We start from the raw sequence: 12,685 nt of genomic DNA, 5'->3' as shown, positions 1-12,685 counted from the left end.
GCATATATTAGGGATAAAACACCGCCACGTCTAGCCCTGATTTGCTTTTTTTAACTGACTGATTAACTTTTGACTCATTTGCGCTAACTATTTGCTCACTTCTTACTTATTCGCACTCATTTACGAGACTTCTTAACTTTATACTGACATTAATTTAGCTTGGATCACATTTGTATTTATGGTAATTATAATGGTTGTTCAACAATAATTTGTTCGCATAATTAATAGGATAACGGTCAACAAGGGTATGGATACTGCAATAAGTCACTCAATAGCTTCTCCACGAGTCGAGCATCTGCAAAAAAGGATAGCTCGTTTAAAGCGTTTGGCTAAAAAATATAAGCGTTCTGAAATTATTCAAAACGCTTTACTGGGTATTTCCAATATTGCGACCCAGGTCACTTCTCTTGATGATTTTTATCAACGAGTACACTTACATCTGCAGCAACTTATCCCTGCTGAGAACTTTTTTATTGCCTCTCAAGACCCTAAAACCGGACTGACGAGTTTACCTTTTTTTGCCGACCAACAAGATTCTCACCCAACGGAACTCTACCCAGACCAAGAAATATCGGCATTACTCAATAGTGGCTTAACAGGTTATGTGCTCCGTAATGGCACACCTTTATTATGCGACGATATTAAGTTTAATGAATTGATCGCCAGTGGCGATATTAAAAGTCTAGGCTCTCCAAGTCACCAATGGCTCGGTGTCCCCATCAAGAACCAGGAAATCGTCAGTGGTGTACTTGTTGTGCAAAGCTATAACGAAGCCAATACTTACGGTGAACTTGAATTAGAATTAATGGGTTTCATTTGTCATCATATTTCTGGGGTTATGGAACGGCTTGAGCATCATGAACAGCTAGAACAAGCTATTGTTGAACGCACTAAAGAACTCAGCCAGGCTTATGAAAAAGTCAAAAAAGAAATAACTGAGCGCGTTAAAGCCGAAAAATTACAAAAAGCTTTATTCGAAATTGCCGATCTATCTGCATCAAATGTACTCCAACAAGACTTCTATTTACGACTTCACACTATTATGAGTCAATTAATACCGGCTGATAACTGCTTTATCTCATTGATAAACGATAACAATATGTTGTCATTTCCTTTTTATGTTTCGCAGATGACAACCGAATATCCAGCCTCTCGTCCTATGCAGGATGGGCTAACAGAATACATTCTAGAACATAAGTTGCCTCGGCTCTTATCCTCTAAAGATATCGCTGATATGGTTGCTAATGGCGAAATATACGCAAAATCTCCAGAATTGAACAAAACCGATAGAATGCATCAATGGATAGGCATTCCGCTGATCATTAATGGTGATATTGCTGGTGCGTTAACGATTTATAGCTTGGATGACGCTCATATTTATCAATTTAAAGATCTAGAGCTACTGACATTCGTATCCCAACATATGGCCAACGCTATTGAGCGTAAATTGGCGACTGAATCGCTCAAAAACAGCCATGAGCAGCTAGAAGATAAGGTGGTTAAACGCACTAAAGCACTCGCTGAACTGAACAACAATCTTCAACAAGAAATCAATCAGCGCCGTAAGATTGAAAATCAGCTCTTACACGATGCTCAGCATGATGGGCTGACTGGTTTACCCAATCGCAGCTATTTAATGGAACGATTATCACAAGCATTAAAACACTTGCGCCGACATGGATTAGATCAATTTGCATTATTATTTATCGATCTTGATCGGTTCAAAGTGATCAATGATTCTTTTGGTCATCTCGAAGGCGATCGCTTTTTAATTGAAACCGCACAACGTATCAAGTCATGTGTGCGTGAAAACGACACACTAGCAAGAATGGGCGGTGATGAATTTGTTATTTTGCTGGATTCTATTAACGCCACGGAAGATGCTATCGAGGTAAGTGATCGTATTTTACAAGCGTTGTCGATGCCCTATCAGCTCGCCAAACAAGAGTTCATCTCAGGTGCCAGTATCGGAATTGCATTTAGTGGACGCAATAAATTAGTCACCAGCGAGTCACTACTACGTGATGCTGACGCTGCCATGTATCAGGCTAAAGCCAATGGTAAAGGTTGTTATGTTATTTTTGACGACAAACTCAGCGCACAATCTAAGCTACAACATGAATTGGAAATTGATTTTAAAAAGGCCTTAGACCAACAAGAATTTAAAATTAACTACGTTGAAGTGGTCGATTTTACTACTGGTGAAATCATTGCCATTGAACCTCACATTGAGTGGCATCATCCTGAGCAAGGCTTAATTGAACATGGCAAGATGAAGCAGCTTGCCGCACAATACCAGCTCACACTTAATATAGACGGTTATATATTTTCTAACTTAAATGAGCAATATCAGTTTCTTAAATCAAAACATGGACCGTCTGTATACTTACATCTATCCATTAGCAGCCAGCATATCAAAAATAAATTCGTATTACGCAATCTCAAACAAACCATTAAAAGTAGTCACATCAATCTTGAGAAATTAATCTTATTCTTTAACGAAAAAGCACTAGTGCAAGACACCGAAAATCACATCAATGGCTTCGAGCTTATCTCGCAACTGGGCGTGCAAATCGGTATCGATGGCTATGGCACAGGTTACAGCTCACTCAGTTGCCTGAGTTTTTTACCAATTAAGGCATTAAAGCTAGATGATGACATCAGTAAGCATTTACTCAATGACAAACAGTTACAATTAGTCAAAGCTTACCAACTGACGGCACAAACACTTAATTTCGATATGTACGCCACCACAGTAGACACACAACAACAAGTAAGGCAGTTTTTAGAACTTGGCTATGTACGTGGCCAAGGCCGAGCAATCAGTAAATTATTTAACGAAAAAAAAAAGCCACATAAGGCCTGTGCCTAATCAATAAGACCAACCCAATTAGCACTATTTTTTAAACATATCGCGTATGTTGGCGATGTGACTTTTACTGGTTTCGACACGCTGCTCTTCTGTTTGAACAGGCTTACGGTTTTCCCAAATTAAATCATCTTGAGGCAACTCAAGTAAAAAACGGCTCGGCTCACATCGCATCGTTTCACCAAACTGGCGACGTTCACGGCATATTACAAACCACAATTCACGTTGTGCACGGGTAATACCCACGTACGCCAGACGTCGTTCTTCATCAACATTGTCTTCGTCAATGCTCGACTGATGCGGCAAAATACGCTCTTCAACGCCCACCATAAATACAAAGGGATATTCCAGTCCTTTAGAGGCATGTAACGTCATTAACTGAACTTGATCGCCACCCTCATCCTCGCTGTTGCGTTCCATCATGTCGCGCAGGGTTAATCGAGTAACCACTTCTGGCAAAGTCATAGGTTCATCTAACTCATCACCTTCGAGCATTTCGGTAACCCAGCGGTATAATTCCGAAATATTCTTCATCCTCATTTCAGCCGCTTTAGCGCTGGTACTCGTTTCGTACAGATAATCTTCGTAATTAATTTTACGAATAAGCTGTTTAATCGCTTCAACAGGCTCACCCCGCGAGGCGACTTCACCGGTATCAACAATAAACTTACCAAACTGATATAAAGAGTTAACCGCTGCAGGCGCTAAATGATGATTGAGTTCAACATCAAAAATAGCTTCAAATAATGATATATGCTTTTGATTGGCAAAATTACCTAAACGCTCCAGCGACGCGGGGCCAATACCACGCTTAGGTAAGTTAACCACCCGCAAAAAAGCATTGTCATCGTCCGGGTTAACCACTAAACGCAAATACCCCATGATATCTTTAATTTCTGCACGAGAGAAAAATGAAGTACCGCCACTAAGCTTATAAGGAATACGGTTGGTCATAAGCGATCGTTCGAGTAAACGAGATTGATGATTACCTCGATATAAAATGGCGTAATCACCAAACTTAGTTCGGCCAACAAACTTATGTCGAATTATCTCCGCCACCACTCGCTCAGCTTCTTGCTCTTCGTTAGCGGCAATTAATACTCTTAATGGCTCACCATAAGCTAACTCACTAAATAACGCCTTGTCGTACACGTGAGGGTTGTTAGCAATCAGAATATTGGCTGCTCGGAGAATTCGTTGGCTTGAACGATAGTTTTGCTCTAATTTGATCAGTTTAAGTCTTGGAAAATCAGTTCCTAATAACACTAGGTTCTGTGGCTTTGCACCACGCCAAGAGTAAATGGACTGATCATCATCACCTACCACCGTAAAACGTGCACGCTCACCCACCAGTAACTTAACTAACTCATATTGGCTGGTATTGGTATCTTGATACTCATCCACCAGCAAGTACTGAATTTTAGTTTGCCAACGGGTGCGCACTTCTTCATTCATTCGCAACAATAATGTTGGAATTAAGATTAGGTCATCAAAATCGAGCGCATTATAGGACTTCATATGCTGAGCATACCTAGCATATAACATGGCAAATAATTGGCTTTGCTCGTCTTTTGCCATACTTTTTGCTTGCTGAGGGATCACTAATCCCCCTTTCCAATTCGATATCGCTGATGCCAAAGATTTAATCAGGTCTTTATCATCATCTAACTCATCTTCGGTCAGTTCTTTTAATAACGCGAAAGTGTCTTGATCATCAAACAATGAAAAACCCGCTTTAAGCCCAAGCACTTTATGTTCGCGCTTAATAATTTCGAGCCCTAATGTATGAAAAGTAGAAATCCATAATCCGCGCGCTTCTTTGCGGCCCATCGACTGAGCAACACGTTCTTTCATTTCTCGGGCGGCTTTGTTGGTAAAGGTTACTGCGGCAATATTGCGAGCTTTATAGCCACATTTTTCAACTAAGTAAGCAATTTTATTAATGATTACACGTGTTTTACCACTCCCCGCGCCAGCGAGCACTAAGCATGGACCCGATACATAATGTACGGCTTCATTTTGCCCTGGATTGAGTTTCATTAATCATTACACCTTGCTTAGCCTTAAACGAAGGCGGATCATAGCAGAATCAACTGGTGACGGTTAACGAAAAATCACAGTTAGGGTTTGGAAAAGCGCTTACCTCGGTTACAATTAAATCAATGTCTCAGTAGGGAATCATCATGATTAATCCAAAGAAAATAGAAGAACTCGCTAAGCAGCTAAGCGATAACTTACCCAGCGGTGTTAAGCAATTTGCCGGTGAGTTTGAAGAACGCAGCAAGCAGATATTACAAAACCAATTGATGAAACTGGACGTAGTATCGCGCGAAGAGTTTGAGGTGCAGCAACACGTGTTGCTTAAAACTCGCGAAAAGCTTGAAGCATTGCAAGCACAAGTGAATGAGTTAGAAAAAAGTTTGCTGAGTAACTAACCTGAACGAGGGATAACGATTGATATTTTTGACTCTATAATCGTTTTTACTCAGTTTACAGACATAAAAAATGACGCTATTTAGCGTCATTTTTTTATATCCACTAAGTTTGTTAACCTCAGTTCTGGTTAAGAGACTCTTCTAGTGCATGTAAGCAAAGGGAGACGTTTTCACGACGGGCACCATAGCCCATTAAGCCGATGCGCCATGCTTTACCCGCTAAAGCGCCTAAGCCTGCACCAATTTCTAAATTATATTCTTCCAATAAATGCTTACGCACTGCAGCGTCATCAACACCATCTGGAATATAAACGGTATTAAGTTGCGGTAAACGAGACGCTTCTTCAACCACAAATTTCAATCCAAGTTTGGTTAATCCATCGCGTAATAACAGATGCATTTTACGGTGTCTTGCCCAGGCATTTTCGAGCCCTTCATTGGCTAACAAACGTAAAGACTCATGTAGGGCATATAATGCATTAACTGGTGCAGTATGATGATAGCTGCGCTTAGCGCCATTGCCATTACCCCAATAACCCATCACTAAGGTTTGATCTAAAAACCAACTTTGCACCTGGGTGGTACGAGCTTTTAGTTTAGCAACGGCTTTAGGTGAAAATGACACTGGAGATAAACCGGGCACACAAGATAAGCACTTTTGGCTGCCTGAATAAATGGCATCAATGCCCCACTCATCCACCAGTAATTCAACGCCACCCAATGAGGTCACCGCATCAACAATACTGATACAGTCATGTAATTGCGCCAAGGTGCATAATGTTTTGGCATCCGACAGCGCACCCGTTGAGGTTTCTGCATGTACAAAGGCTAAAAATTTGGCATCAGGATGTGCGACAAGTGCAGCTTCAACTTTATCTGGGCATACAGGTTCGCCCCATTCATTGTCGACGACTACCGCAACACCGCCAACGCGCTCAACGTTTTGGCGCATGCGCTCACCAAATACCCCATTACGACACACGATTACCTTTTCACCTGGTTCAACTAAATTGACAAAACAGGTTTCCATGCCTGCACTGCCTGGAGCAGATACAGCTAAGGTCATTTCGTTTTTGGTTTGAAAAGCATATTGAATTAAGCTTTTTAGCTCATCCATCATGCCAACAAATAATGGGTCAAGGTGGCCAATAGTCGGCCTTGATTGTGCCGCAAGCACTTCGGGATACACGTCAGATGGGCCAGGACCCATTAAGATTCGGCGCGGTGGCATAAAAGCTTGAATTGTTGGTACGGGTAACATCAAAGTCTCCTTAAAATGAGGTCGAAAATTCATAACTATGTATGAATTTGGAAAAATTTACCCTACATATAAAGCAAACTATACCAATCAGTTGCTGCAAAATACATTAACATCAACTTATTAGTGGTCGTTGGTAATAGTTTCTACAAACCCACGAATATTTTTTCGTTTTAGGCGAACTGACAATACCACATTGAGGCACTAAATCTCCTCAGAATGGTAGTCAACCTGAACTCGGGATAAAAAACGCCTCTCAAACAGCCCTTTGTCTTACTAACGGTGTTGAATTAACTTGCAATAGACCCGCTATTGACGCGTCAATTCGCCTTGTTAGTAAAACAAATGACTAGTTTGATAGTGATAAACCTCTAAGTCTATGATCTTTAATATCATATCTTCGTCTCTTATCCCTAGTTCAGGTCAGTTAAAAATGACTTACGATTTTGCTTTAGTGCTATTTAAAAAGAGCTTATATGCCGGACTGTGGGTTTCTTCTTGATAAACGAAACCTAGCTCCGTTAAAAACTGTGCAAACGCCACATCGTCTTTAGCCGGAACTTCAAACCCCGTTAACACCCTACCAAAGGCTGCACCATGGTTACGGTAATGAAATAAACTAATATTCCATTTACTCTGTAAAGTGGTTAAGAACTTCAGCAATGCCCCTGGATGCTCAGGAAACTCAAAGCTAAATAAGCGTTCTTCTAAAGGTTCGAGTGGGTGACCGCCGACCATATAACGCACATGTAGTTTAGCGGTTTCATCTTGGGATAAATCTTGAACTTCAAAGCCTTCAGACTCAAGTTTAGCAATAATCTCACTTAGCTCCGCTTGGCCACCAGTAAGACGAATACCCGCAAACACCACTGCTATATCACGGCTACTAAAACGGTAGTTAAACTCGGTCATCACCCGTTTATCGAGTAACTCGCAAAAACGTAAAAAACTGCCTGGTTTTTCAGGTATTTTTACCGCTAAAACCGCTTCTTTTTGCTCAGCTAATTCACAGCGTTCAGACACGTAACGTAAACTATGAAAATTCACATTGGCGCCACTCAATATAGCCGCTACTTTTTTCGGCGCGTCAATGGAGTCACCTTGTTGCGCCATGTACTTTTTAAGCCCAGCAATTGACAAGGCCCCTGCCGGTTCTGCTATTGCACGGGTATCTTCAAAAATATCTTTAACCGCTGCGCAAATTTCATCAGAAGTAACCGTAATCACTTCATCAACATATTCACGCGCTAACCTAAATGGCTCAGTACCAATGCGTTTAACCGCTACGCCGTCAGCAAACAAACCGACTTGGGCCAGTGTCACTGGTTCATCGGCTTCTAATGCCGCCTTTAAACAAGCGGCATCTTCGGGTTCAACCCCAATGATCCTCACTTGTGGCATGACCGCTTTATAATACGCAGCAATACCGGCAATTAATCCACCACCGCCAACGGGTACAAACACAATTTCAATATCACGCTGCTGTTGCACCATTTCTTGAGCAATTGTGCCTTGGCCTGCAATAACCGCTTCGTCATCAAAAGGAGCGATATAAACACGCCCTTCTGTTGCCGACAGATTTTTTGCATAATCATTGGCTTGATCAAACGCCTGCCCGTGTAACACTACCGTGCCACCTAAGCGCTTTACTGCATCAATTTTAATATCGGGCGTGGTACTTGGCATAACAATAATCGCATCAATACCCCGGCTGGCGGCAGACATTGCCACACCTTGAGCATGGTTACCCGCCGATGCACACACTACGCCTTTATTACATTCATCTTGAGTCAAGGCAGCGATACGGTTATAAGCCCCACGTAACTTAAACGAATGCACTGGTTGCATGTCTTCACGCTTTAAATACACCTGACAACCAAAGCGAGCAGACAATTTATTCATGCTCGACAGTGGCGTCACTTTAGCCACATCATATACAGACGATAGTAAAATTTTCTGTAAATAATAGTGGGCTAAATCTAATTGAGTTTGAGACGCCAAAGCCAACATATTACCCCTCCAGCTTAGTGCGATCGCGTACCGCACCTTTATCTGCACTGGTTGCAAGTAATGCATAAGCTTTAAGGGCTAATGACACATAACGCTCACGAGACACCGGCTTCCAACCTAAAGGGCCTTTTGCATCCATGGCTGTGCGACGCTGAGTAAGCTCTGCTTCACTGACATTAAGTTGAATACTACGCTTGGGAATATCAATCGCAATTTGATCGCCATTTTCAATCAGTGCAATAGTGCCACCTGACGCCGCTTCTGGTGATACGTGGCCAATAGACAAACCAGAAGTGCCACCTGAAAAACGACCATCGGTAATTAACGCACATTTAGCGCCTAAACCACGCGATTTCAAATAGGTTGTTGGATACAGCATTTCTTGCATACCAGGGCCACCTTTAGGGCCTTCGTAGCGAATCACCACCACATCGCCTTCAACCACTTCGCCGCCTAAAATACCAGCAACTGCATCATCTTGGCTTTCATACACGCGGGCACTGCCAACAAAAGTTAAATTAGACTCATCAACCCCTGCCGTCTTCACAATACAGCCATCAACGGCAACGTTACCTGACAATACGGCTAAGCCACCTTCTTGACTAAAGGCAAACTCACGCGAACGAATACAGCCATTTTCACGGTCGTCATCAACACTATCCCAGCGACAATTTTGGCTAAATGCTTTAGTGGTTGGAATACCAGCAGGGCCGGCACTAAAAAAGCGGATTACATCTGGATCGTTAGTTTGTTTAATGTCGTACTTAGCTAACACTGATTTTAAATCGCCACCATTGTCTGCGGCCACATGCGGTACATCGTTATGGATTAAACCTGCTCTATCTAACTCGCCTAAAATACCCATCACCCCACCAGCACGGTGAACATCTTCCATATGATATTTAGGCGTTGATGGTGCAACCTTACATAGATGAGGCACTAAGCGCGATATGCGATCAATATCCGCCATAGTAAAGTCAATTTCCGCCTCTTGCGCTGCAGCCACTAAATGCAACACTGTATTAGATGAACCGCCCATGGCAACATCGAGTACCATGGCATTTTCAAATGATTTAAATGAAGCAATATTGCGCGGCAATGCCGTTTCATCGTCATGCTTGTAATAACGTTCTGCCAACATCATCACACGGCGACCGGCTTCTAAAAATAATTCACGACGGTCTTCATGAGTCGCTAACATTGAACCATTACCTGGTAATGACAATCCTAAGGCTTCGGTTAAACAATTCATTGAATTAGCAGTAAACATACCCGAGCACGACCCACAAGTAGGACAAGCACTGCGTTCGATTTGCTTACTGTCTTCGTCACTGACATTAGAGTCTGCACCAGCGATCATGGCATCAACTAAATCAAGCTTAATAATTTGATCGGATAGCTTGGTTTTACCCGCTTCCATTGGCCCACCGGATACAAATACCACCGGAATATTTAACCGTAGCGCCGCCATTAACATGCCAGGAGTAATCTTGTCGCAGTTAGAAATACACACTAATGCATCGGCACAATGCGCATTGACCATGTATTCAACACTGTCTGCAATTAACTCGCGCGATGGTAAGCTATACAGCATGCCGCCATGGCCCATCGCAATACCGTCATCTACGGCAATAGTATTAAATTCTTTGGCAATGCCGCCTGCTTCTTCAATGGCACCTGCAACCAATGATCCCATATTCTTTAAATGCACATGTCCAGGGACAAACTGAGTGAACGAATTGGCAATCGCTATGATAGGTTTACCAAAATCATTTTCTTTCACGCCAGTGGCACGCCATAGTGCGCGGGCGCCTGCCATGTTGCGGCCTTCGGTACTGGTAGCTGAACGTAATTTTGGCATTGCTAATATCCTTTGTTTAATGTGGTGCGCGTTATCGGTTTATTCACCTTATAACGACTAAAATAATCTCTAACTACACAATCTCTAACTAAATAGTATCTAACTAAATCATGCTTGGCTTAATAGTAAGCCTTAACCGTTGGCGACTTGGTTTAATGGTGCCGCCGATAGCACTTTACAGTGAGTGACATCAATTAATTTATCTAACTGGTTGCTGAGCAATTCAATGGCACGTTCGGCTTCAACCCATAAGTCGACCGCCATGCTGGCGTCTTCATTTATGCGAACCTGCATTTGGGTGACTTTAAACCCACGATGGCGAGTAACACGCAGCACCCGTTCCAGTACTTCAGGACGTTGTTGAACGGTTATTTCTAATGCATGCATCATGTTTGCTTCTCCATTTGGTCCATCATCTCACTATTACTCGCACCCGGTGGCACTAGAGGCCATACATTAAAAGCATCATCAATCGACACATGTAACATAAAAGGACCGCTACTATTCAACATATCATCTAACCCTTGCTCAACTTGATCTGCTCGCGTTATCGTTCGACCTGGAATATCAAATGCTGATGCCATAAGGACAAAGTTAGGATTGTCAGATAAGTCTGTTTCACTGTATCGTTCTTCAAAAAATAGCTGTTGCCATTGCTTAACCATACCCAGTTTTTGATTATCAATCAGTAAGATTTTTACCGGCAATTTACGGCGCTTAATGGTGGTCAATTCTTGAACATTCATCATAAACGAACCATCACCAGAGACAGTGACCACCGTCGCATCAGGTCGGGCAACTTGGGCACCAATAGCAGCAGGTAAGCCGAAACCCATAGTACCTAAGCCAGCACTGGATAAATGATCTTCAGGACGACGAAACCACATGTGCTGTGCAACCCACATTTGATGCTGGCCGACATCACAAGCAACAACACTGTCTTCTGGTAGTTTATTAGCTAAACGGCGTAACATTGCTGGCGCATAAATTAAATCACCCGGATGTTGGTAATTCCATTGGTGCTTACGGGATAACTCCTCTACATCAGCTTGCCATTGAGCAATGTCTAGCGTATCAGCAACGGCGGCCGTTAATGCAGGTAACACTATGCTAAGTTCAGCAGCTATCGCCACGTCAGCTTGACGTAATTTACCAATTTCGGCGGCATCGATATCTAAATGTAACACTTTGGCATTACTGGCAAAACTCGCAAGCCGGCCGGTAACACGGTCATCAAAACGTGCGCCAACCACCATCAATAAATCACATTCTTGCACTGCAAGGTTTGCCCCTTTGCCACCGTGCATACCCAACATACCTAAATAACCTTTAGTGCCATGTGCAATACTGCCTAAACCTTTTAACGTCGCCACTGATGGAATGCCTGTGGTGTCGATAAACTGACGTAAATGCGCAACGGCGCCAGCCATACCCACACCACCACCGACATACAACATAGGCTTTTTAGCGTGCTTAATTAACTCTGCGGCGGCATCTAAGTCATTAACCTGAGGCTGTAATTCATCAGCAACACTTTGAAGGGGAGTTTTATATTCTAATGCTGCAAGTTGGATGTCTTTGGGTATATCTACTAACACCGGACCAGGACGTCCTTCGGCGGCAATTTCGAAAGCGCGATATAAGGTGGGAATAAGCTCATTGATGTCGGTGACCATAAAACTGTGTTTGGTGCATGACAACGACATGCCTAATACATCGATTTCTTGGAATGCGTCAGTGCCGATAACACTGGTAGACACTTGGCCCGTTATGGCAACTAACGGCACCGAGTCAAGTAAAGCGTCGGCAAGTGAGGTGATTAAATTAGTGGCCCCTGGGCCTGATGTTGCAAAACACACCCCTGTTTTACCACTCGCACGAGCATATCCTACGGCAGCAAACGCGGCACCTTGTTCATGACGGCTAAGCAAGTGTTCCACAGGACCGCCGTAAAGGGCGTCATAGATTGGCATAATCGCCCCACCAGGATAACCAAATACGGTTGTCACACCATGTGCTGCTAGTACTTTGATTACTGCATCCGCGCCGCGCATTTTCTGTCCTGCTTCCATATGTTGCTCTCTACTTCGTCAATGTATCTGCTGCTCTGCTGTGTAATATTGGATCTGTGGTTTTACTTAAGCCTAAAACTAAAAAACCCCCGGTCCTTTCGGAGCGGGGGTTTTTGCAATCTGTGTGACTCTTAGGTCAGTCTAGTTGCCAAAACGCCACCCCCGCTGTGACTTAATAAT

Annotated in this window: 8 protein-coding genes; 2 read left to right on the top strand and 6 right to left on the bottom strand. The window is 42.9% G+C overall.

The features are described 5' to 3' along the window. Positions 1-247 precede the first annotated feature (247 nt). Positions 248-2,872 (top strand): sensor domain-containing phosphodiesterase, encoded by a 2,625-nt coding sequence (locus SFRI_RS02210; RefSeq protein ID WP_011635918.1) that lies wholly within the window; start codon positions 248-250, stop codon positions 2,870-2,872. Between the two features lie 24 nt (positions 2,873-2,896). Here the strand turns inward: SFRI_RS02210 and rep are convergent, their stop codons facing one another. Beyond that, entirely contained in the window at positions 2,897-4,909 is a 2,013-nt protein-coding gene (gene rep / locus SFRI_RS02205) for a DNA helicase Rep (RefSeq protein WP_011635917.1), read from the bottom strand. 143 nt (positions 4,910-5,052) lie between these two features. Between rep and ubiK the strand changes: the two genes are divergently transcribed. After that, positions 5,053-5,304: a ubiquinone biosynthesis accessory factor UbiK gene (gene ubiK / locus SFRI_RS02200; protein ID WP_011635916.1), complete on the top strand. Its 252-nt coding sequence runs from the start codon at positions 5,053-5,055 to the stop codon at positions 5,302-5,304. Between the two features lie 118 nt (positions 5,305-5,422). On the opposite strand, the gene SFRI_RS02195 is transcribed toward ubiK, so the two are convergent. The 5 genes from SFRI_RS02195 to ilvG form a co-directional block, all read right to left on the bottom strand. Next, positions 5,423-6,565: a pyridoxal-phosphate-dependent aminotransferase family protein gene (locus tag SFRI_RS02195; protein WP_011635915.1), complete on the bottom strand. Its 1,143-nt coding sequence runs from the start codon at positions 6,563-6,565 to the stop codon at positions 5,423-5,425. A gap of 435 nt (positions 6,566-7,000) precedes the next feature. Continuing rightward, positions 7,001-8,572, bottom strand: coding sequence for a threonine ammonia-lyase, biosynthetic (gene ilvA / locus SFRI_RS02190; RefSeq protein WP_011635914.1), 1,572 nt, complete (start codon positions 8,570-8,572; stop codon positions 7,001-7,003). Position 8,573: 1 nt separating this feature from the next. Beyond that, on the bottom strand, positions 8,574-10,433 hold the full coding sequence (ilvD, locus tag SFRI_RS02185; RefSeq protein ID WP_011635913.1) for a dihydroxy-acid dehydratase: 1,860 nt from the start codon (positions 10,431-10,433) through the stop codon (positions 8,574-8,576). Between the two features lie 132 nt (positions 10,434-10,565). After that, entirely contained in the window at positions 10,566-10,823 is a 258-nt protein-coding gene (gene ilvM / locus SFRI_RS02180) for an acetolactate synthase 2 small subunit (protein ID WP_011635912.1), read from the bottom strand. Next, the gene (ilvG, locus tag SFRI_RS02175) at positions 10,820-12,505 is read right to left on the bottom strand and encodes an acetolactate synthase 2 catalytic subunit (RefSeq protein WP_041412740.1); all 1,686 of its coding nucleotides are present in this window, start codon (positions 12,503-12,505) and stop codon (positions 10,820-10,822) included. The genes ilvM and ilvG overlap by 4 nt, the downstream gene beginning before the upstream one ends. Between the last annotated feature and the right edge of the window lie 180 nt (positions 12,506-12,685).

The sequence above is a fragment of the Shewanella frigidimarina NCIMB 400 genome, from assembly GCF_000014705.1.
Taxonomy (GTDB): domain Bacteria; phylum Pseudomonadota; class Gammaproteobacteria; order Enterobacterales; family Shewanellaceae; genus Shewanella; species Shewanella frigidimarina.
This window is presented reverse-complemented; position numbering and strand designations above follow the sequence as displayed.